The organism is Chitinophaga sp. RCC_12 (genome assembly GCF_041360695.1).
Classification (GTDB): Bacteria; Bacteroidota; Bacteroidia; order Chitinophagales; family Chitinophagaceae; genus Chitinophaga.
The window spans coordinates 113110-136620 of record NZ_JBFUPS010000003.1; the positions used below are offsets into that span (position 1 = coordinate 113110).

The 23511-nt window shown below is 48.0% G+C and carries 14 protein-coding genes; 6 read left to right on the forward strand and 8 right to left on the reverse strand.

What is annotated here, in order from left to right:
* The first annotated feature begins 19 nt into the window (after nt 1-19).
* The 5 genes from sprA (at nt 20) to AB6805_RS10295 (ending at nt 11360) form a co-directional block, all read left to right on the forward strand.
* Nucleotides 20-7294: a cell surface protein SprA gene (gene sprA / locus AB6805_RS10275; RefSeq protein ID WP_370909335.1), complete on the forward strand. Its 7275-nt coding sequence runs from the start codon at nt 20-22 to the stop codon at nt 7292-7294.
* Between the two features lie 122 nt (nt 7295-7416).
* Nucleotides 7417-7788 (forward strand): hypothetical protein, encoded by a 372-nt coding sequence (locus AB6805_RS10280; RefSeq protein ID WP_370909336.1) that lies wholly within the window; start codon nt 7417-7419, stop codon nt 7786-7788.
* A 66-nt stretch (nt 7789-7854) separates the two neighbouring features.
* Nucleotides 7855-10137 carry a TonB-dependent receptor gene (locus tag AB6805_RS10285; protein WP_370909337.1) on the forward strand — a complete coding sequence of 761 codons (2283 nt, stop codon included), beginning with the start codon at nt 7855-7857 and terminating at the stop codon, nt 10135-10137.
* A gap of 4 nt (nt 10138-10141) precedes the next feature.
* Nucleotides 10142-11194, forward strand: a complete 1053-nt coding sequence (locus tag AB6805_RS10290; RefSeq protein ID WP_370909338.1) for a sialidase family protein — start codon at nt 10142-10144, stop codon at nt 11192-11194.
* Nucleotides 11195-11213: 19 nt separating this feature from the next.
* Nucleotides 11214-11360, forward strand: coding sequence for a hypothetical protein (locus AB6805_RS10295; protein WP_370909339.1), 147 nt, complete (start codon nt 11214-11216; stop codon nt 11358-11360).
* Between the two features lie 85 nt (nt 11361-11445).
* On the opposite strand, the gene AB6805_RS10300 is transcribed toward AB6805_RS10295, so the two are convergent.
* The 8 genes from AB6805_RS10300 to dprA all read right to left on the reverse strand — a co-directional run bounded on the left by AB6805_RS10300 (nt 11446) and on the right by dprA (nt 22347).
* On the reverse strand, nt 11446-11595 hold the full coding sequence (locus AB6805_RS10300) for a hypothetical protein (protein WP_370909340.1): 150 nt from the start codon (nt 11593-11595) through the stop codon (nt 11446-11448).
* 147 nt (nt 11596-11742) lie between these two features.
* Entirely contained in the window at nt 11743-12498 is a 756-nt protein-coding gene (locus AB6805_RS10305) for an SDR family NAD(P)-dependent oxidoreductase (RefSeq protein WP_370909341.1), read from the reverse strand.
* Nucleotides 12499-12531: 33 nt separating this feature from the next.
* Nucleotides 12532-14358 (reverse strand): gliding motility-associated C-terminal domain-containing protein, encoded by a 1827-nt coding sequence (locus AB6805_RS10310; protein WP_370909342.1) that lies wholly within the window; start codon nt 14356-14358, stop codon nt 12532-12534.
* Between the two features lie 166 nt (nt 14359-14524).
* Nucleotides 14525-17143: a PKD domain-containing protein gene (locus tag AB6805_RS10315; RefSeq protein ID WP_370909343.1), complete on the reverse strand. Its 2619-nt coding sequence runs from the start codon at nt 17141-17143 to the stop codon at nt 14525-14527.
* Between the two features lie 17 nt (nt 17144-17160).
* Nucleotides 17161-17952 (reverse strand): alpha/beta fold hydrolase, encoded by a 792-nt coding sequence (locus AB6805_RS10320; RefSeq protein WP_370909344.1) that lies wholly within the window; start codon nt 17950-17952, stop codon nt 17161-17163.
* Nucleotides 17933-19546, reverse strand: a complete 1614-nt coding sequence (lnt, locus tag AB6805_RS10325; RefSeq protein WP_370909345.1) for an apolipoprotein N-acyltransferase — start codon at nt 19544-19546, stop codon at nt 17933-17935. The genes AB6805_RS10320 and lnt overlap by 20 nt, the downstream gene beginning before the upstream one ends.
* A gap of 109 nt (nt 19547-19655) precedes the next feature.
* Nucleotides 19656-21128 (reverse strand): IMP dehydrogenase, encoded by a 1473-nt coding sequence (gene guaB / locus AB6805_RS10330; RefSeq protein ID WP_370909346.1) that lies wholly within the window; start codon nt 21126-21128, stop codon nt 19656-19658.
* A 109-nt stretch (nt 21129-21237) separates the two neighbouring features.
* Nucleotides 21238-22347, reverse strand: a complete 1110-nt coding sequence (dprA, locus tag AB6805_RS10335; RefSeq protein WP_370909347.1) for a DNA-processing protein DprA — start codon at nt 22345-22347, stop codon at nt 21238-21240.
* Nucleotides 22348-22445: 98 nt separating this feature from the next.
* Here dprA and AB6805_RS10340 point away from each other — a divergent pair, with 98 nt between their 5' ends.
* Nucleotides 22446-23246, forward strand: coding sequence for a 5'-nucleotidase, lipoprotein e(P4) family (locus tag AB6805_RS10340; RefSeq protein ID WP_370909348.1), 801 nt, complete (start codon nt 22446-22448; stop codon nt 23244-23246).
* The last annotated feature ends 265 nt before the right edge of the window (nt 23247-23511 follow it).

Below are 23511 nucleotides of genomic sequence, written 5' to 3' on the forward strand. Positions count from 1 at the left end.
TCTATAAAACCTATTTTTCTTGGCAAGAAAGACATACTATGGTGCATTTGTAGTGACAGCAATTGTATCTTTTATCATTGTTGATACTGCCGCTAGGGATCGTTCTGGGAATCTGAAATTATCGAGAAGTAGATGGAAACCGGATACCACCATTACTCCTCAAACCAAAATCGATACTACCGGGAAAAAAGATACCTTGAAATACCCCCTTCAAGACAGACGCGGCCCCAAAATAACGGATCAGGGGTCAGGGAATGCTATTGATCTCAAGGACCCTTCCAATATCAACAAGTCAGTAGAATATGATCCGGTTACCAAACAATACACCGTTACCGAAAAAATAGGTAACCAGTATTACCGTAACCCTACCTATATGAACTTCGACGAGTTCTATAAACTGCAATCCAAACAAAGTGAACAGGACTACTGGCAGAAAAGAGCCAGCGCACTCGGTAACCTGAACCAACGCGCCAATGGTCCCACCCTGTACAATGGCAACAACCTGTTTGACCGTATCTTCGGAGGCAGCAAAGTGGATATCCGCCCGCAAGGTAGCCTGGACCTCACTTTCGGATACCAGGGCCAGAATATCAAAAACCCCGTGCTGGTGGAACAAGCCAGGAAAAACGGCGGGTTTAATTTTGATATGGGCATCAACATGAACGTAGTTGGCAAAATCGGGGATAAACTGAAACTCATCACCAACTATAATACCCAGTCACAGTTCGATTTTGAAAACCAGGTAAAACTGGAGTACACCGGCTATAACGATGAAATTATCAAGAAAATTGAAGCCGGTAATGTCAGCTTTCCCCTGCGCAGTACCCTCATATCCGGTATCCAGTCGCTTTTCGGGGTGAAAACACAGTTGCAGTTCGGCCGCTTAACCGTTACCAGTGTACTCTCCAATCAGAAGTCGCAGAAACAAAACCTCATGCTCAAAGGCGGTACCCAGGTACAGGACTATAACCTGAGAGCCGATGAATACGAAGATAACCGCCACTTCCTGCTGGCACAATACTTCCGCAATAACTTCAACAGCGCCATGTCTAACCTGCCGGTGATCAAGTCACTGGTCAATATCACCAGGCTGGAAGTATGGGTCACCAATAAAACCGGCGCCACTACCCAAACCCGCGACATCGTTGGTTTGATGGACCTGGCGGAACAGGAACCTTATAATAAGGATGATATCACCGTACTCACCAGCTCCAAGCTGCCGGATAGAGGAACCAACGACCTCTATTCAAAACTGATCAGCGATCCGGGCAGCCGGAATACCGGAACAGTGGTGAGCCGCCTGCTCAATATCGGCCTGCAGCCGGTGTCAGAGTTCGAAAAAACATTCGCCCGTAAACTCGATTCTACCGAATACACCTACAACAGGCAACTGGGCTTTATCTCCATTAACCAACAACTGCAACCGGATGAAGTACTGGCCGTAGCCTATCAGTATACCTACAACGGAAGGGTGTACCAGGTAGGTGAGTTCTCCCAGGATGTACCCCCGGACCAGAACAACAGCGCCAACCAGCCGGTGCTGTTCCTCAAATTGCTTAAAGCCACTTCCGCCCGTCCTACCCTCCCGGTATGGGACCTGATGATGAAAAATATTTACGCCACCGGCGCCTTCCAGGTAAATAAGGAAGACTTCCGCATGGACGTATATTATAAGGATCCAGGCGCCGAAGGAAGGCCTCCCAGCGATAAGCGGTATATCCCCGATGCCAAAGGCGACTACGCCGGCGCACCCATCATCACCATCCTGAACCTCGACCGCCTCAATAACCAGCTGGATCCACAGCCGGATGGCGTGTTCGACTACGTGGAAGGCTATACGATCAATTCCCTGTCGGGTAAAATCATGTTCCCCGTACTGGAACCCTTTGCCGACGGATTGAAAAAAGCATTTAACGGCGACGCCAGCCTGGAAAAACAATATCTCTACAACGTATTATACGATTCCATCAAAGTTATAGCCCAACAATTCCCGCAGCTGAACCGGTACGTGATCAGGGGCTCCTATAAATCGGCCAGCAGCTCGGAAATCAACCTTGGTTCCGGCACCACCATCCCGCCAGGATCAGTGGTAGTAACCGCCGGCGGCCAGCAACTCCGCGAAAATGTGGACTATATCATTGATTATAACCTCGGACGTCTGAAAATTATCAACGGAGGCGTACTCAATTCCGGCGTACCGATCAACGTGCAGTTTGAAAATAACTCCCTGTTCGGGCAACAGGTCCGGAACTATTTTGGTACCCGCCTGGACTATCTCGTAAATGATAAGTTAAGTCTCGGAGGTACTGTGGTGCGCATGAGCGAAAGACCCTATTACCAAAAGGTGAACTATGGCGAAGACCCCATTAAAAATACAATGGTGGGCGTGGACGCAAACTACGCCTCCGAATGGAAAGGACTTAACCGCTTCCTGGATAAACTGCCCAACTATAACAGCACTTCCCCTTCCAATATCCTGTTCACCGGTGAGGTAGCCCGCTTATTCCCGGGCCACAGTAAACTGGTAAATGAACCCGGCAGCAAAAGCGGTACCGCCTATATCGACGACTTCGAAGGTGTAAAAAGTGGCTACGACCTGAAGTTCCCTGCTACCAGCTGGGCGCTCGCCTCTACGCCAAAAGGCGCTACAGACGCCAGCGGCAGGGTAATGTTCCCGGAAGCAGAATTGAATAATATACTGGATTACGGAAAAAACAGGGCAAAACTGGCCTGGTATATCATTGAACCTACCCTCCAGTTACCAAAGTCCCCCAACCTGCCGGCAGGTATTTCGGTAGATGATCAGTCGGACCCGCGGGTAAGGCTGGTATACCAGAAAGAAGTGTTCAAGAACAGGTCTACCGATTTCGGGCAAAGCCAGCTGAGCACACTCGATCTGGCTTACTATCCTACTGAAAGAGGTCCTTATAACTTTACCAATACCCCCATTGCCATGGACAATAATGGTCACCTGGCACGGCCACAGGGTAAATGGGGTGGTATCATGAGGGCTATTGACAACAGTGATTTTGAAACAGCCAATATAGAATACATTGAATTCTGGATACAGGACCCCTTTATCAAACAGCCCAACAGCACCGGTGGTTCCCTGTATTTCAACCTCGGTAATGTGTCGGAAGATATCCTCAAAGACTCCAAAAAGTTCTTTGAAAACGGAATGCCCGATCCCCGCCAGGACCCGAATAAGATCGATTCTTCCAAATGGGGCCGCGTACCTAAGTTCCAGCAGCAGATCACCCAGGCCTTTGATAACGATCCCAATATCCGTAACTACCAGGATGTGGGTTACGACGGCTTGAAGTCACAGGACGAAGGGGCCTTCTTTAAAGGATACATGGATACGCTGAGACAAAATTTCGGCGGCAGCCCCGTATATAACCACGCCGTACAGGATCCGGCCAATGATGACTATAAACATTACCGCGATCCGGTATATAATGGTCTCACCATCCTGCAGCGTTATAAAAATTACAGCAACCCGGAAGGTAATTCCCCGGTGTCTGACCCGAAATCACAATTCTCCTCCGCGGCTACCAATATTCCTGAGTCAGAAGACCTGAACCGGGATAATACCATGAATGAAACAGAGGAATATTTCCAATATAGGGTAGATCTGAAACCCAATATGGCGGTAGGTTCCAACTTTATTGTGGATAAAGTAGAGGCAGATGTGACATTGCCCAATAACCAGAAAACAACAGAAACGTGGTACCAGTTCAAAGTACCGCTGAACCAGTACAATGCTAAAATAGGCAGCATACCGGATTTCAAATCCATCCGGTTTATGCGTATGTTCCTTACCAACTTTAACGACTCCATCGTAGTGCGTTTTGGTAAACTGGAACTGGTACGTAACCAATGGCGCCGTTATATGTACGAACTGCGTCCGGGTGATCCTATCCCGCTGGATAATACCACTACCTTTAATTCATCTGCTGTTAATATTGAAGAAAACTCTTCCCGTACACCAATACCATACGTATTACCACCGGGAGTAGTACGGCAAAATACCATCAGCACCAATAACACCACCCTGCAACTGAATGAACAGTCGTTGTCTGTTCAGCTATGTAACCTGCAGGATGGGGAAATCCGCGCATTGTACAAAACACTGAATATGGATCTGCGCCAGTATAAAAAACTGCAGATGTATATTCACGCCGAAGCGGTAGGCGCCGCTACAGCCCTGAAAGATGGACAGGTACAGGCGGTAATCCGTATCGGTAGCGACTTTGTAAGTAACTATTATGAATACCGCATCCCGCTGAAAGTAACGGATTGGAACGGCCCTAAAACAGCGCTCGACATCTGGCCGGAACGTAATAACCTCGACCTGCTCATGTCGCAGCTCAGCACCCTGAAACAGCAACGCAACATGTGCGACTCCTGTTCACCGCTGTTGCCTTATCCTGCTAACCCGGTAGCCGATCAGTACGGAAACTTTATGACGGTAATCGGTAACCCCAGCCTGGGAGATGCCCGCACCATGATGATCGGTATCCAGAACCCCAAAGATGATGGCCAGCCCCGCTGCGCGGAAGTATGGCTGGATGAACTGCGCCTCTCCGATTTCGATGAGAAAGGCGGATACGCCGCATTGGCAAGGGTGGATGTGCAACTCTCCGATCTGGGATCGATCTCTGTTTCCGGTAACATGCATACCGCCGGCTTCGGAAATATTGATCAGCGTGTAAATGAGCGGTTCCGCGATAACTTCCTGCAATACGATGCCGCAGCCAACCTGGATCTGGGTAAACTGCTGCCAAAGAAAGCAGGTATCTCCATCCCCGTATATGCCGGTTACTCACAGTCGGCCAGCAACCCGGAATATGATCCTTACGACCTGGATATAAAACTGAAAGATAAAATTGCCCTGGCCAGAAGCCGGCGGGAAAAAGATTCTATCCGGCGCGATGCACAGGACTTCACCTCTATCAAAAGTCTCAACTTCACCAACGTCCGGAAACTCAACCTGGGCGGCGGCGGAAAACGACACCTCTGGGATGTGGAAAATTTTGATATCAGCTACTCCTTCTCCCAGATCCTGCGGCACAATCCCCTGATTGAAAATGATATGCTCACCAAACACAGGGGAGGCCTGGGATATAATTATGCCGGTCAGCCGCATTACCTGGAACCGTTTAAGAAACTGATCAAAAGTAAAACGCACTGGCTCGACCTGATACGGGATTTCAATGTCAACTACGTACCCTCTATCCTGAGCTTCAGGGCAGATATTTCCAGGCAGTTTGGCGTTACCCGCGTACGTAATGTAGGCGGCGACGTGAAATACAAACTCCCGGAAACCTATAATAAATATTTTACGTTCGACCGGTACTACACCGTTAAATGGGATCTTACCCGTAGTATCAATTTTGAATTCAACGCAGTAAATAACGCACGCATCGACGAACCCGCCGGACGTATCAATAACTCAGCGAAAAAAGATACGGTGCGCAGTAACTTCTTCAAAGGCGGACGTAATACCAACTACATGCACAACGCCAACTTCACGTATACATTACCTACGTCGAAGTTCCCCGCACTCAGCTGGACCAACATCGCATTTGGTTACAGCACGGAATACCGGTGGACAGGCGCCTCCCAGCTGGCCTTATACCTCGGTAACGCGATCGAAAACTCCCAGCAGAAAACACTGACGGCGGAATTCAAATTCACGGAACTCTATAACAAATCGAAATTCCTGCGCGAAATAAATGCGAGGAAACCACAGAATAACAACAATCAGAATAATAATAACAATAATAAAAACAACACCGGCAATCAACAGTCCAATCAGAACCAGACCGCTTCTTCCAGCGAAATTTCACCGTGGGTAAAAGGACTGCTGAAACCATTGATGATGCTGAAACGGATCGGGTTTAACTACAATGAAAATGCCGGTACCCGTTTGCCAGGTTATATCGATAGTACCAAAATTATTGGTATGAACTGGGCCACCATGGCGCCGGGACTGAACTTCGTATTTGGTTACCAGCCCGACAGGAAATGGCTCGACAGGTTTGCCCAGAAAGGACTCATTACCCCGGATACCATGTTTAATATCCAGGCACAACAACAGTTTACACAAAGATGGGACTTACAGGCCCAGCTGGAACCGCTAAACGATCTGCGTATTGATCTGACCATGACGAAGTCGTTTACCAAAACACATACGGAACTGTTCAAAAATCTCACAGATCCAACAGACTTCCAGCACCTGAGTCCATATGATGCCGGCGGTTTTGAAATTACTTACATCGCCATCAAAACCATGTTCGGTAAAATCAATACGTCGGATGGTATTTCACAAACCTTCCGCAACTTTGAATCATACCGCAACGCCATTTCAAAACGACTGGGCGCCGCCAATCCATACAATAAAGATCCGGGCGTACCAGCCACCGATCCTAAAGATCCGGCTTATGCTTACGGTTATACAAGGTATGCGCAGGACGTGCTGATACCGGCCTTCCTGGCGGCATATACCGGCGCCGACCCGGATAAGGTATCACTGCTGAAACAAGGCAATGATAATGTGAAGAGCAATCCATTCAGTAATTATATTCCAAAACCGAACTGGAGTATTACCTACAATGGTTTAACCAAGCTGGAACCATTCCGTTCCTTCCTTACCAATTTTACCATCAGGCATGCCTACACCGGTACGCTGAGCATGAACTCCTATAATACATCCATGTATTTTGAAGATCCGCGGCTCACCGGGTTCCCGGCGTTCAGGGATACTATATCCGGAAATTATTTCCCTTATTTCCTGGTACCTAATCTCACGCTTATAGAATCGTTCTCCCCGTTACTGGGTGTGGACCTGACTTTTGTGAACAGCCTGAATGCGAGAGTGGAATTCAGAAAGAGCCGTTCCCTCAGTTTGAGCCTTATCGATTACCAGCTCACAGAAGTACGCTCCAGCGAAATCATCATTGGGGCCGGCTATAGGGTGCGAGGCGTTCAGATGCCATTCTCATTCAGTAAAAATGGTGGCAAGAAACTGCAAAACGATATGAACTTCCGGCTGGATCTGAGCTTCCGGGACGATAAAACGGCCAATAACCGCCTGGATGCCGACCTGTCTATTCCTACCAGCGGCCAGAAAGTAGTGGGCATTTCACCTTCTATCGATTATGTGGTGAATAACCGCCTGAACTTACGCTTCTTCTACGACCGTCGGCAAACCATACCGGTTATCTCTACCGCTTACCCGATAACCAGCACCAGCGGCGGTATTACCTTCCGGTTTGTATTATCACAGTAGGTAATAAAAATATTTTACGGATTTATAGTTAGATGGATAACGGCAGCAACTGTCCCGTTTATCTAACTATAAATCCGTTTTTTCCTGGCAGGGGAATGGTAATTATTTACTAGGTTTGCGGCGTGAAAGGATTGGGTATTATATGCATATTTCTGGGCCTGCTGTTACAAAACTTCAGCAGGAGTGTGGTTTTTGTGCAGTTTAAAGTAAACCAGTCCTATATCGCCAGCGTTCTTTGTGAAAATAAGAATAAGCCCCAGATGCACTGTAACGGCCGCTGCCATCTCAAAAAAGAGCTCGACCGGGACGCTCAACAGGACAAAAATAATAATACCGGGAAAGATAAATATGAGGTGATGTTCGTAGAAACGTTACAATCTTTCCACACCACGCCCCCCGTTAATCAGCTCGTTTTTACTTCATATTATAAAGCTCCCCACCCGTACACACTGATTCTTTCCGTTTTCCACCCGCCACAGCTGGTAGTAGCCTGATTTTTGGAACTTATACTACCTGACTAACCCTGTTCGCCACCGGCGAACAGTCAATGATATATATACATGAAACAATGTTGTTTACTCCTCATTGCATGCATGGCTGTTGCTAACAGTTATGCACAGCAGATACATGGGCGCGTGGCAGATGCACAAACGAAAGAAGCCCTGCCAGGTGTGAACGTAAGACTATTGCATGCCGGCAACGGATGTAATACCAATGCCCAGGGGAAATATGAATTAACAGCTGCTGCTGCAGACTCCATAGAAATATCTTACGTGGGATATGTACCTGTGCAAATACCCGCTGAAACAGCGGCCGGAATGCCCGTGATCTACCTGCGCCAGAGCACTACCAGCCTGAATGAGATCATCGTATCATCTTCGCGCGATAAGCAGCAACGCTCGGAAGCACCAGTAGCTATCAGTACTATATCTGCCCAAACACTGAGTGAAACCAAAGCCACCACGCTGGATAAAGTACTGAATAAAGTGAGCGGCGTATACATGGTAGACCTGGGCAACGAACAGCATACCATGGCGATCCGCCAGCCCATCGGGTATAAAAGCCTGTTCCTTTACCTGGAAGATGGTATTCCCATCAGAACCATCGGCGACTTTAACCATAATGCGCTGATTGAAATTAATATGGCCGCATTGAAAACAGTGGAAGTGATCCGCGGGCCGGCCTCTTCTTTGTATGGAAGCGAAGCGGTAGGCGGCGCCGTTAATTTCATCACGGCTTCGCCAACCTTGGTGCCTACCGCCCGGATACAACTGGAAGGCAGCAATTGGGGATACAAAAGAACAGATTTCAGCGTATCCAATACCGTGAAGAAAGTTGGATTTGCAGTGAGCGGCTATTACGCCAACCAAACCAATGGTTATATGGATCACAGCGATTTTCATAAACTGGCGCTCACCGCGAAAGTGGATTACCAGGTCAATGAAAAGAATAAATGGACCAATGCCGCCACACTCATCAACTATAAAACAGATCAAACCGGTGGCCTCGACAGCGCCCATTTCTTTGCAAAAGATTACCGCAGCTTTCAAACATTTACCTACCGGGAAGTAAAGGCATTACGTGTACGCAGTACGCTGGAACATGAATGGGATAACAGCAACCATACTACCTTTACCGCCTTCTTCCGTAATAATACCATCGGGCAAAATCCCTTTTATGCCATCAGGGATATAAGAGGTACTCTCAAAGCAGGCGGACAAATCAACAGCGACGGCTTTAACAGCTATGGCATTATTGCACAACACAAAAAACAATTCGGCTGGAAACAGGCAGCACTCATTGCGGGAGTAAGCGCCGATTACAGTCCTGCTACCTACGTGGCCAACTATATTGATATTACAAAAGATGCCGCAGGTTATTATACGAGCTACCGGAACACAGATTCCCTGCTCACAGATTACCGGGTAGGATTGCTTAACAGCGCCGTATACACGCAATTCGAATTTTCTCCATGGCCGGCAATGAGGGTGGTAGCTGCTTTACGTTATGATCGCATGGATTATAATTTCGAAAACCACCTTACACCATCAGCCTATACCGGCGCGCCCAGCGAACGGAATAATTTTAATGCGCTTACGCCTAAGCTGGGACTCACTTACAACCTCGGTAAAAACCGCGGTTTGTATGCAAATTATAGTGTAGGTTTTGCGCCGCCCAATATTTCAGAATTGTATACAGGTGTAAAAGTACCGGTACTGAAATCAGCTACTTATCAGAACTATGAAGCCGGCGGCTGGTTTGCCTTTGCTCAGCAGAAAGGTTATGCCGATCTGAGTATTTACCGCATGAATGGCACCAATGAAATTATCAGCGTAAGAAATGCGGATGGGGTGTATGAAAACCGGAATACCGGCGCTACCACACACAGCGGGGTAGAGTGGAACGTAAAATACACACCGTTGCGTAGCTTGTTCGTCCGCGCCAGCGGCACTTACGCAGAACATATTTTTAAAGCTTATGCGGATGGCAGTAAAGTATACAATAACAACCAGATGAGCGGTGCGCCCAAATGGATCACGAATACAGAAGTTACGTGGAAACCTGCGCTGTTAAACGGTTTCAGGCTCGGCGCTGAATGGCAGCATATCAGTAAGTATTATATGGATCCCGCCAACACTTCTTTATACAATGGCTATAACCTGTTTAATGCAAGGGTGGGATATGCCTATAAAGGATTTGAGTGCTGGCTGAACTGTATGAATGTAGGGGACCAGTTGTATGCCACTACCGGAGAGCAATCTGCCTATGGTAAAACTTACAGGGTAGGTCCGCGGCAAACTTTCAACCTAGGCGTGGCATATACGTTCATCGGAAAAAAATAAGCAAATGAAGCAAGCAGCAGTGTGGATATTAATGATAATTGGAATTGCCGCGTGTCACTCCGGCGCCTTACAACCCGGTAAGGCAACAGTGGTGTCGCATGCAGGGAAAGATGCCTCCTGTCCGTTTATTACAAAGGATGCAGATGGTCGCCCGGTAATCAGCTGGGTGGAAACAAACAGCGGTGCAGATACCGGTTTGATGTACTATGCAGTATCTAACGATAATGGTTATACGTTTCCTGATCCGGTAGCTATTCCTGCTTCTGCAGGCGTATACCCGCATGATGAAAATTTACCCAAGTTGCTGTTTAAGCCCGGTGGTACGGTGATAGCGCTCTTTGGTGTGGAAGCCAATGATCCGCGGAATAAATATGCGGGCAAAGTAATGTATACACAGTCGTTCGACGATGGTAAAACCTGGCAGCCCGCCGTACCGATGGTAACGGATACCGCCGGCTACGACCAGCGGTACTTTGATATGGCATTACTGCCGGGAGGGGAAGCTGCAGCTATCTGGCTGGATAACCGCAAGGATACTAACGCTGAAGGCTCTACGCTTTACTTCGCCACCACTGCGGGGCGTAATGGTTTCCAGCATGCAATGCCGGTAGCATCCACTATTTGCCAGTGCTGCCGCACTAAAATGTATGTGGCAGAAAACGGCAACATTCACCTGGCCTACCGCGATATCATCAACGACTCTATCCGTGATATGGTACACCAGGTATCTGCAGATGGTGGCCGCACCTTTTCTGCTCCCGTGCGCATCAGTGCAGATAACTGGGTAGTAAATGGCTGCCCGCATACCGGGCCAACGCTTACGGCCAACAGCACCGGCCTTCACTTTGCATGGTTTACCATGGGCGGTGGACAGGGCGCCTTTTACTGCCGCTCTGTTGATAACGGTAACACCTATACGCAAAAGGAATCGTTGAGTAAGTCGCCTATGGCAAAGCATCCGCAAATGACTACCATCGCAGATCATATTATGATTGTATGGGATGAACCTGTAAAGTGGAAAGGCGATTTCAATAGCAGGAATCGGCTTTCAGTATAAAGGAGCAGATGGTAAAACAATGGAGGCGGGCAACCTTACAGCCGACAGCACCTATGCTAATTTCCCGGTGATCAGCGGCGTAAAGGACAATAAAACACTGGTGGCTTATAAAAGAAGAGCAGGTAACAGGAGTGAAGTAGTGGTAAGCCTGTTGAGTATGCCGTAAAATAATTTTGGGATTTAGCTGTTTGTTTCCCCGGAGTCAAAAAGGGGAAATCAAATAACTAAATCCCAAAATTCAAGAACCTGTTTCAGCTGTAACCCAGGGAAAAGCCCTTTTGTCCGGCCCAATCTTTACGCGATGCCCAACGGCCATAATTGCCTTTCCGTGAATTACCGAAATAGAAGCGCCAGCCTTCTTTCCACCGGGGATAGTACAGACGCAGCAAGTACACAGTCATAAATGTAAGCATAGGGATATGGTTTCATAGTTTAGGATAGTCTGCATTGGCATTGATTTTCTGCGAAACGGTAAGGTATGTACAGAAAATATATAAATGTTTCCAAATATAAAGACTATCATCAAGTAATGAAATCACACCTATGTGTTATTTTTTATCTATGTAATATGCGTTGGCCTGTTGTAATGGTGTCATTACCAGGTCGTTGATACAAACATGCGGTGGAAGCGATGTGCAGTAGTATACCACATCTGCCACATCCTGGGCAGTTAACGGGATAAATCCCTTGTACACTTCTTTCGCTTTATCTTCATCCCCTTTAAATCTCACCATCGAAAACTCTGTTTCCGCCGCACCGGGGTGAATAGCGGTTACTTTTATCCGGTAAGGCAGCAGATCAATACGCATGCCCTGGGAAATAGCGTCTACCGCTGCTTTGGTGGCACAGTACACATTGCCTTTGGCGTATACCACCTTGGCGGCAGTGGAACCGATATTGATAATATGTCCCATTGTGCGGGAGCGCATCCATGGAATAACGGTGCGCGACACATACAGGAGTCCTTTTACATTAGTGTCTATCATGGCATCCCAATCGTCCGTACTACCTTCGTCGATGGTGCTTAAACCGGCAGCAAGGCCCGCGTTGTTCACGAGGATATCAATTTTGCGCCAATCTTCCGGAATAGTGCCTAAAACGGCTTTTACTTCTTCCTCTTTTCTAACATCAAAATTCAATGCCAGCACATTGATACCAAATTCCTGTGTTAACTGGGTTTGCAATGCTTCGAGCCTTTCTTTCCGGCGACCGGTAATAATCACATCATAACCTTTGCCAGCGTAAGTAATAGCGCATGCCTGACCAAAACCGGCAGTAGCGCCGGTGATAAGAACAATTCCCATGAGTGGTTATTTTTTTGTGCAATTTACTAAGGATCAGCGGACCAACGTCACAGTTCCTTTTTTCATGATCTCTTTTCCATTAAAATCGGTACCCTGTAATATCCAGATATAGGTATCCACCGGAGCCGGCATCCCTTTAAAGGTGCCGTCCCAGCCCGTGCGAAAATTTGTTGAGGAGTAAATTTCCGTTCCCCACCGGTTGAAGATCCGGAAGAAGGTATAGGTAGTAATGCCCACAGGAATAAACCGGAAATAATCGTTCAGCCCGTCGCCATTGGGCGAAAACGCATTAGGGATATACATATCAGGCCCGGTGTAATATTTTACATGTACCGAGTCGAAACCAAAACATCCCTGTTGATTAGATACACGTAGCGCAAAGGAGATGTCCTTATTATAGTTCAGCAAGGGTTGCGCAATGTTGGGGTTATCAAGTCCGTCTGCCGGCGACCAGGAATAGAACTCGCCGCCACTGCCCTGCATCACCATTTGCTGCCCCTTCGCCAGGATAGTGTCGTTGCCGGCAAAGGGATTTACTTCGTATATCCTGATGTTTTTACTCACGGTTTTTACGCACTGCTTGTCCGTCAGCAACGTCAAAGAAATCGTATATACGTCACCTTTAGGAAAAACATATCTCATAGACCGTTGTGTACCAGGTGTAACCACACTGTCCAGCAAGCCCAGGTCCCAGATGTAGCCTGTAATGCTTCCATACCGGTAGGAGGAAGTATCATTGAACTGAACCGGATCGCCCTTGCAGTGCCCGGTAGTGGTAAAGCCCGCCGTTAACCCCGGATAGTTAAATATTTCTCCTTCACTGCTATCGGTACAGGCCAGCCCGGGGTTTACCACCATCTTTACTTTGTATACACCAGTGTCGGGGTATTGGTGATAGAACATTGTTTTGGTGTCGGTGAGGGTATCGGTACCATCACCAAAGGTCCAGTAATAGGTAGATGTATAACCGGCTACGCTGGAATTGGTAATAGGAGCGTGTAAGGCAGGGTCTTCTGTACAGTTATTCAGCACCGATGGAAAAATGGCGGTAATTTTTGTCTGGCAGTTAAATACGGTGAGTAAGATATCCTTGCTGTGGGTACCCAGGAACTGTTTGGTTACCGGGTCAAATTCGTTTACGCATACTGTCACTACATACTTTCCTGCCAGGTTCGGAGTACAGGTAATCAATCCCTGGGGAGAGATGGAAATCCCCGGGCTGCCTCCCATCGGGTTATTGCCCGAATAGGGAGGGATATAACTTACGGTAGAATTATAAGGTGGCGGTGTGGTGGAGTTGCTTTCGTTGGCGTCGGAACCATCCGTTAAGGCGCTGCAGAGGTTATAAGTCAAACTGTCGCCGTCTTCGTCATACGCTGCATAATCCAGTTTAAACGGCATGGCACTGCAAATAACAATAGCCGTATCCCGGTCGAAGTACGCGCTGTTATTATTAGGCCTCGACTCAATTCCCGGTATCACGGTGTAGTAGGTAGATCCTTCGTGTTCAGAATCATAGATATTACTCAGTTTTTCGCCGCGGCAGCAGCGCTGGGAAGAAACATAATACCCCCCGGCAACAGGTGGCAGCTCGATGGTGGCGGTATAAAAAGCCACTTCAAGGTGTTGCGCCTGCGGAGCAAGACAAGGATTTTTCAGGGTGTCTATCAGCGGACGGGTAAAAGCAATGTAGAGGTAAACGGAGGATAAAACTTTGGAACCATTGGAACTAAACACGTTAGCAGTAACCGGGTTCTCAAATCTGTCAATACAACCTTGTCGGTCGCCACAGGTAAAATCTGCGTCGCGGTATAACTTGAGAGTGATGAGATAACGGTAGCGGGAGTTATCTTCAGTCATTCCTAATGTTTTATAAAAAATTTCGCCACCAATGATATGATATCCAGCCGCAAAAACAGGGAACAAACAGCAGCTCAATATCAGTAAAACTGCTCTCTTCATGATGGGGGATACTGCTCTCTGAATTTAACACAAAAAGAGCATATACGGTTCAATTCGGCCAACTTTATCTTACAAGTGTGACGGTCCCCTTACGTTGAACGGTATTATTGTTAATATCTTTCCCCTGAACTACCCAAACATAGGTACCCACTGCAGCAATATTGCCGTTAACCGTTCCATCCCATCCCTTGAGATACGCCGTACTGGAGAACATCAGCTTACCCCAGCGATCAAACACCCGGAAGAATTCCATCTGCACAATACCTACCGGCAACGGGCGGAATAGATCATTTAAACCGTCCCCGTTGGGTGAGAATGCATTAGGTATATAAATATCCGGCCCTTTGATAAAGCGCACAAAAATGTTGTCTGTTCCGGAACAACCTTCCTGCGTATAGGCGGTAACGGTATATGTAATATCACGGTTATACGTAGTTACCGGGTTATAAATATTGCGGTTATTCAATCCGTCCGGCGGCGCCCAGGTATATCGTACACCTCCAGTCGCATTCAGCTGGAACGGCGTGTTCAGCATGATGATGGTATCGTTGCCGGCAAACGCATTTACTTTAGGCACCACGTTTACCATTGCAGTGGCAGTAACCGGTTTAGGGCAACCCAGTGTATCCGTTACCGTTACTGTAAACAAGGTGGTGTCCGGTGGATGGGCCAGTGTAACTGCCGATGTGGATTTATCCACATAATACGCCGGCGTCCATTTATAATAAGCGCCCCCGGTAGCGCGCAGCGTGAGCGGGATACCAAAACAAACGGTGGTATCAGGAGACGCAGTAGCCCTGGGCGGATCTACCACTTTGAGTGTAACGGTATCGGCAGAACGGCATTTTCCCAATGCTACCTGTATCTCATAGCTTTGTTTGGGCGGAGCCGGGGTAACATACGCATCAGCCACCAGCGACACTACCTGGTTACGGTCCAGGTCCGTCCAGCGGTAAGTATACAACCCATCTGTAACGGATGGTAAATGCACCTCATCACCGGTACATACAGTGCTATCGGAAATCGTCCGCACCCGGATGGTATCTCTTACATCTACCTTTACATCTTTAAAATTGGTACAACCCTGTGTATCCGTAAACGTTACCTTATAAACAGCCGACTTCGGCGGAAATACAACGGCGTTCGGTGCGTTGGGATTCAGGATAAAGTAATTATCCGGCGTCCAGGAATAATTTCCGGCAAGTGCGCTGCCTGCCTGCATCTGCAGGCTGTCTTTTGCACAAAGCAAGGTATCGTTGGTGGCCGTAAATGGCGGCTTATCATAAATCACCAGCGGTTGTGTAATAGTTTGCTCACATCCTTTCACATTACGGGCATACAGCTTTACATTATAAGTGCCCGGTGTTGTATAGGTGTAAGGCGGATTGGCCAGGTTGGAAGTGTCCCCGTTGCCAAAATCCCATTTATAATACGCAATACCACCGGCATCGGACCGGGTAGGAGCAGAGTTGAATTTCGTTTCTTTATTCGCACAGGCGCCGGCGGCGGTAAATGCCGGCTTGAATACCGGGTACGCATATACGATCGCAGTGGCGCTATCGCCGCAATTGCTGGCTTTATCTACATAAAGTTTTACGGTATAAGTGCCCTGCCGTGCATAAGTATGCTGAATAGGATTGGCAGTATTGGTATCAAGGGTGGTGCCATCTCCAAAGTCCCAGTGGTAGGGCTTTCCGAGCGTACTGTTATTGGTGAAGGTAACGGTTAGGCTGTTGCAGTCTGCATATTTTTCGGGCATGGCCGCCGTGGCCAGCTTCACGCAGGAGGTAACGTTGATATGAAAATCTTTCCGCAACGTTCCAATCTTCTGGCCCCTGCGGAATTCATTTACACAAACAGTTACCACGTACTTACCTGCTGCAGGCGCCACACCGGAAATAATGCCGGTATGCGGATCTATGGTAACGGTAGATCCCAGCGGACTGCTGCCGCTGAATGGCGACACATAGCTGGCGAAACTGTAGGGAGGCGCTACCGCTGCAGGCGGCACATCTCCTTCACTGGTCTGGCCGCCTTTATAAGCGTCGCAGAACTCGTAGCTGAGCGAATCCGCATCCGGGTCTGACGCAGAAAAATCGTAGGTGAATTTCTTATCTGCGCAAACAAGGGTAGCTTCTTCTTTATTAAAAACGGGACTGGAATTATTGGTAGCGCCGGAGTTGCTGCCAGGGATATCCGCATAGTAGGTAGCGCCGGTGCCCAGGTCGCCGGGACGGCCGCCGGGAATAGGTTCAGCCACTATATTTTCCATGTATGGATCGCGGCAACAGCTCTGGAAAGCAATGGTATACCCCGAGGCGTTTACAGGAATGGAAATAGTGGTAGTGTAAGTGCCTATCTGGTAACAGATCACCGGTGGGTTAACGATACAGGGATCTATTTTTGCAAGATTTTTTACTTCAAAGCTGGTACGTGAAATTTTGTACTGGCCTACCGCCCGGTAATCACTTCTGTCAAAAGAAGAAAGATACACAGCAGAGGGCATTTTGGCAATCCGCTCCCCATCGCCGCAGATGCGGTATAATTTCAGGGTGATGGAATATTGAAGGTTGTTTCCACTCGGCCCGAGAAACTTGTAGTATACCTGTCCGCCTATAATATGACTGGCCTGCGCCACCAGGGCGCACACCATGCATAGCAGGATGACAAGAAGTTTTTTCACAACAGGTGTTTTTTAGATTATCGTTGACAAAATGCGATGAACTGTTCCAATATCACATTGCTCTCTTCCGCTATTTCCCACATACCCATGTGGCCCACGTTTTCAAAAATATGTATGCTGCTAACCGGGGGTAAAGTTATCTGAGGCAACACGTTATCCAGCGGCACTGCATTATCATCTTTCCCGATCATAAATAATACCGGCACGCGAAGGGTTTTCAATACTGCTGTCCGGTCCGGCCTCACTGCCATTGCTTCGTAATACGCTATCAACGCAGGAAGCTGGCATTCCATGCCTAGTTTTACATAGGCGTCTATTAATTCGTTGTGTTTACTTTTGGTAGCCGGGCTAAACATATTGGGCAACGTTTGCCGTAAAAATGTTTCTGCTCCGTATTGTTCCATCATCCGGATGGATTTGCGCCTGCCTTCTTTTTTCTCTTCACTGTCTGCCTTTGCAGTAGAATGAAAGAGTCCAAGTCCTTTCAGCAGCGCCGGGTATTTTTCAGCCAGCGCCAGCGCAATATAGCCACCCATCGAGTGACCGATAACAACTGCTTCACTGATATCTTCTGCTAACAGGATGGCATATACGTACTCCGCCATAGATTCAATGGTCAGCGGAGTAGTCAGCGGTGATAATGCGGTGCCGGGCAAATCAGGGATAATAATCCGGTAATGCTCCTTTAGTCGCGTTGTTTGGTGGTGCCAAAGCGTGGCATTTTCTGAAAAACCGTGTATAAGCACTATCGCTGCACCCTTGCCTTCGTCGAGCCAGGTGATGTTTCCGTTATTGATTGATTTCCGCATGTCTTAAGCCGGGAATAAATCGTGAAATAAAAGCATGTACCACAAACAAGATACAAAATATTAGTGCCGCTTTCGAAACCAGATCACCATTTTTTACATAGAACGTAATACCTGCCTCCGGTGTTACAGTTGCTTTAAAAACAGCTTCTTTCCAATAGGGCTGCGGCTGATGAACGTTTCCTGCCGGGTCAATCACGGCCGATATACCCGTATTGGCACAGCGGGCTATCCAGCGCCGGGTTTCAATGGCGCGTATCCTGGCATACTGTAAATGCTGCCGGTGACCTTCGGTGTTTCCCCACCATCCGTCGTTGGTTATAATGACTAATAAATTAGCACCGGGTTTAATATGGGTGGCCATGTAGTTGCTAAACACAGATTCATAACATATTACGGGGAACACGTTGATGCTGTCGGATGGATTTGTAAACATTTCCACCCCCGGCATTCTGCCATAGCTGCCGGTAATACCACCAAAATCCAGCGCCACACTTTGCATAAACGACAGGTAGCCTACATAGGGCACCAGTTCAACGCCGGGCACCAGCTCATATTTATGATATACCTGGATGTTGCGGGAAGTATCTACCTGGATGGCACTGTTATAGGCATCCCAGCGGGTGCCGTCGTTCGTGGTGCGGGCGGTGGTGGGTACTTCATCGGTAGCGGCGTAGCGCTTCATGGTAACGGCGCCGCTGATGAGCTTCGCCTTCGGGTATTTGCGCAGCATTTCACGGACGGCCACAATTTCCGGCTGATAATTCAGTTCGTGTTCCCAGGCGCCCTGTGGGAACAATGCCGTTTCCGGCCATATAATATAACGGGTATTGCTATCCGCTTTTTCTGCTGTGAGATGTAAAAACTTTCCAAGCTGCTCCATCGCCGATCCTGCGCTGAACTTTTCATCATAAGGATCAATATTCGGCTGCACAATCACGATCTCTGTTTTCCGCGAAGGGTTATCCACCGGGGCAGATATAAAGGCGGAAATAATCAACGGTAAACCAATTACCAGCAGCGGTTTCCAGCTTTCTCCCAACAGGATCTGTTTCCACGTAAAATCGTATAGGCGGGCCCGTTTCCATACATTGTAAATCACAACGTTAGCCAGTAATACCCAGAAAGTACCTCCGCTGGTACCGGTATACTCATACCACTGGATCCATCCCGGCCGCAGCGCAAAGGCATGGCCAAGTACCAGCCATGGCCAGCTGAATTCCCAGGTCTGGTGAATGTATTCAAACGTTAACCAATATACGATCAATGCAAAGTAAGCCACAGATTCCGGCAATTTCCGCTTGGTGTTTTTGAAACCCAGCCAGGGAATGCTCATGAGCAGGGCGTTGAAGCAATTGGCAAAAACGCCGCTCAGCGGAAGGGTAGTATTGCCCACCCACCAGGTAGATGCCACATTCCAAACGAGGAAAGCCAGGAAAAGAAGCCCAAAATATTTCCAGCGGTGCTGCACCTTATCGCTGATATATAATAGGGGCGTAAAGGCGATGAAAATAAGCGGGGTAAACGGCAGGGTGGGCCAGGCAAGCCAGCAAATCAAACCACTCAGTATACTCAGCAACAGGTAAGGCTTCTTCATGTAAGCATTGCGGATTATGAATTACGAATTATGACGAAGATAAGCGGGGAATTACTGAAAACAAAAACGCCCGGTACTTTCATACCAGGCGTTATATCTAAACAGTTGCTTATCTGCTGTAGTTAGGCGCTTCCTTCGTGATCACCACATCATGCGGGTGGTTTTCTTTTACGGTAGCTGCTGTAATTTTTACAAACTGCGCTCCCTGTAAAGCCTTAATATCTTTGGAACCGGTAAGACCCATACCAGCCCGTAAACCACCTACAAATTGCTGTACTATTTCTGACAACATACCTTTGTATGGCACACGGCCTACGATACCTTCCGGTACCAGTTTCTTGATATCATCTTCATCCTGGAAGTAACGGTCTTTACTACCTTCCTGCATGGCTTCAATAGAACCCATACCGCGATAAGATTTAAATTTACGTCCTTCGTAAATGATAGTTTCCCCCGGGCTTTCTTCCACTCCTGCAAAAATAGATCCTGCCATGATGGTAGAAGCGCCTGCGGCGAGGGCTTTCACCATGTCGCCGGTATAACGGATACCACCATCTGCAATTACGGGGATACCCAGTTTCTTCAGTGCATCAGCAGCTTCCATTACAGCGGACAGTTGCGGGAAACCAGCGCCTGTAACAATACGGGTAGTACAGATAGAACCAGGTCCTACACCTACTTTCACTGCATCGGCTCCTGCCTGTGCCAGTGCCAGCGCACCATCTGCGGTAGCTACGTTACCGGCAATCACCTGCAGTTTGGGGAATGTTTTCTTTAATTTCTTCAGGTTGTTTAATACGGCAATAGAATGACCGTGCGAACTATCCAGGCAAACTACATCCACACCTACATTAATCAGGGCTTGTGCGCGGTCCAGTAAATCGGCAGTAATACCTAATGCTGCACCCACCAGTAAACGGCCAAATTCGTCTTTTACTGCATTGGGATAGCTGGTCAGCTGAAGGATGTCACGGTAAGTGATCAGTCCTGCCAGTTTGCCCTGCTTGTTAACAACCGGTAACTTTTCGATTTTATATTGCTGGAGAATTTTTTCTGCCTTTTTCAGGTCAGTGCCTTCCGGAGCAGTGATCAGGTTTTCGCTGGTCATTACTTCTTTTACAAGGCGTTTTTTATTTTTTTCAAACCGTAAGTCCCTGTTTGTCAGGATGCCTACCAGCTTGTTGTGGTCGTCAATGATGGGAATACCGCCAATACCGTTCTCTTTCATCAGTCGCAGCGCTTCTCCGATGGTAGCATCCACCTTCAGCGTAACGGGATCAATGATCATTCCGCTTTCGCTGCGCTTTACACGTCTTACCATTTCGGCTTGCCGTTCGATGCTCATGTTCTTGTGGAGAATACCTATTCCGCCTTCCCTCGCCAGCGCAATGGCCAGCGTTGCTTCTGTAACAGTATCCATCGCTGCAGATACCATTGGTATATTCAGACGTATGTTTTTTGTTAATTGCGTAGAGAGATTTACTTCTTTAGGCAGAACTTCAGAGTAGGCCGGTACCAGGAGCACATCATCAAATGTAAGTCCGTCAGCTACAAATTTGGGTTTAGATTTTCCCGCAGGCATGATGCAACTATTAATCAGTTAAAAAATAATTGCACGCAAATGTACACCTAATTACCCAATAAATAAAATAATCACTCCCCGCCAGGCGCCGCCGGTTGTTAATAAATCATTAACAAACCAGCTCGTAAAGCTGTCCCGGTAAGCTTCTTAGCACACTTTGCATTTCCAGGTTGAACACTGCGGTAGCTACCTGGCTTCCCGATAAACGGGTTTGCAGGTACAATTCTTCGAGGTGCCGCTGCGATTTTTCCCGGAAAAGCGACATAATCAGCTGTTCGTCCTCGCTTAATTCCGGAAATAGCCCCGGTTGCACCACCGGCGCCTTAGTGGCAGCCGTTTTCTCCTGCCAGCCCATCAGCGCCAGTACATCTTCTGCTCCCGTCAGCAGGGCGGCTTTGTTTTGTTTGATCAGGTAATTACAACCGGCAGATTGGGGATCATGAAGCCTGCCGGGGATACAAAACACATCCCGGTTGTAGCCATTGGCCAGGTCCGCTGTAATCAGCGATCCGCCGCGCATCCCGCTTTCTATCACGATAGTGGCGTCGCAGATGCCGGCTACGATCCGGTTCCGCTTGGGGAAATTCTGCCGGTCGGGCGCCGTTTGGCTCGGGAAGTCCGTCAGCAGCCCGCCCTGTTCCAGCATCTGCACAGCTACCTGCTTATGCGCCGGCGGATAAATCCGGTCCAGCCCATGTGCCAGCACCCCGATGGTAGGTATTTGGGCTTTTAAGGCCGTTTTATGGGCAATGATGTCAATACCATAGGCCAAGCCACTCACAATGGTAATCCCCGCCTCAGAGAGCCCTTTTACCAATGTTTCACAAACGCTCTTCCCGTAGGTGGATGGATGGCGCGTGCCCACAATATTAATCATCCGCGGGGCATTCAACGACGCACTACCTTTGTAATACAACATCGCCGGATTGTCGTAGCAATGAAGCAATCGCTGCGGATACGCCGGGTCTGTACAAAATAACGGTTGTATCCTGTACTTCTCCATAAAACTGATTTCATTTTCTATCTCCGTAAAGTCACGGAAATTCCGGATAGCGGCGGCCCTGATAGCGCCTACTGTTTCAATTCTTTCCAGCTCCTGCTTCCGCGCGTTGAAAATGTTGCCGGCACTGCCGAAATGCTCGAGCAATTTTTTAATAATTACATCTCCGATCAGGGGAATACGGGTTAACGCCAGTTGATACATGAGTTCCTGGGGCATAACAAACAATATTTCCGCATAATTTACAATTTTCCTGCGGCACTTTTTCTGCACCGCATGAATTATTTTTGCAGCTACCAACGGATATTTTTATGAAGATGAAATGGATACTGACAGGCGTAATGGTAGCAGGATTGTTTGCCTGCAAAACTACCCGGCCCGCAGCAGAGAAAACCACCGGATCGCCACTGATCCCAGGCGGACCGGCATGGGCCGCATTATGGCAGCAACAATCCGGGGAATACAAGGCGTTATGCCTGCAGGCTTATCAACTGGCGGCCCTTCGCCTCGATCAATACCTCGCTGCCAAAGGGAACAAACCGCTGGCAGTGGTTACTGACATCGACGAAACCGTGCTGGATAACAGCTCCTACTCCGTACACCAGGCGCTGGCAGGTAAAACCTACGATGATAAAAGCTGGATGGAATGGACCGCAAAAGCCGTCGCAGACACCGTTCCTGGCGCCCCTTCCTTTTTTAAATACGCCGCCTCTAAAGGCGTAAAAGTATTTTACATCACCAACAGGGCCGAAAGCGAAAGAGCCGTTACCCTGCAAAACCTGCAACGCTACCAGTTTCCCGATGCCGACGATCAGCACCTGCTGCTGAAAACCACCACCTCCGGCAAAGAGCCCCGCCGGCAACAGGTATTGCAGCAATACGAAATTGTAATGCTGTTTGGCGATAACCTCGGCGACTTCTCCGCCACCTTCGATAAAAAACCTTTTGAAGAAAGAAATACCGCTGCGCTACACGCAGCCCCCAACTTCGGCAGCCGCTATATCGTATTGCCCAACCCCATGTACGGCGACTGGGAAGGGGCATTGTACAACTTCCAATACAAACTAACCACCCAGCAAAAAGACTCTATCCTGCAAAGCCGGTTGCGCAACTACTAATGCAACTACTAATGATGCAGGGGGGTGCCGCGAAGGTTGTCTTTCTCAGGATTACGCTGATTATATTGATTTTAAGGATTTGAACATGCTGGATTTTAAATGATTTTGGGAGATATAAGCGGATATTTTCGCTTATATCTCCCAAAATTTTATAAAAAAAGTAAAATCAAAAAAGTAAAATCAAATATCCGCTTATATCTCCCAAAATCATTTAAAATCCAAAGTGTTCAAATCCTTAAAATCAATATAATCAGCGTAATCCTGA

Bases quoted from the DNA above. Each gene is read 5' to 3' on its own strand.
- AB6805_RS10340 (WP_370909348.1), top strand. From the start codon at position 22,446: ATGAAATGGATACTGACAGGCGTAATGGTAGCAGGATTGTTTGCCTGC.
- guaB (WP_370909346.1), bottom strand. From the start codon at position 21,128: ATGCCTGCGGGAAAATCTAAACCCAAATTTGTAGCTGACGGACTTACA.
- AB6805_RS10285 (WP_370909337.1), top strand. From the start codon at position 7,855: ATGAAACAATGTTGTTTACTCCTCATTGCATGCATGGCTGTTGCTAAC.
- AB6805_RS10295 (WP_370909339.1), top strand. From the start codon at position 11,214: ATGGAGGCGGGCAACCTTACAGCCGACAGCACCTATGCTAATTTCCCG.
- lnt (WP_370909345.1), bottom strand. From the start codon at position 19,546: ATGAAGAAGCCTTACCTGTTGCTGAGTATACTGAGTGGTTTGATTTGC.
- AB6805_RS10320 (WP_370909344.1), bottom strand. From the start codon at position 17,952: ATGCGGAAATCAATCAATAACGGAAACATCACCTGGCTCGACGAAGGC.
- dprA (WP_370909347.1), bottom strand. From the start codon at position 22,347: ATGCCCCAGGAACTCATGTATCAACTGGCGTTAACCCGTATTCCCCTG.
- AB6805_RS10305 (WP_370909341.1), bottom strand. From the start codon at position 12,498: ATGGGAATTGTTCTTATCACCGGCGCTACTGCCGGTTTTGGTCAGGCA.
- AB6805_RS10300 (WP_370909340.1), bottom strand. From the start codon at position 11,595: ATGACTGTGTACTTGCTGCGTCTGTACTATCCCCGGTGGAAAGAAGGC.
- AB6805_RS10310 (WP_370909342.1), bottom strand. From the start codon at position 14,358: ATGACTGAAGATAACTCCCGCTACCGTTATCTCATCACTCTCAAGTTA.
- AB6805_RS10290 (WP_370909338.1), top strand. From the start codon at position 10,142: ATGAAGCAAGCAGCAGTGTGGATATTAATGATAATTGGAATTGCCGCG.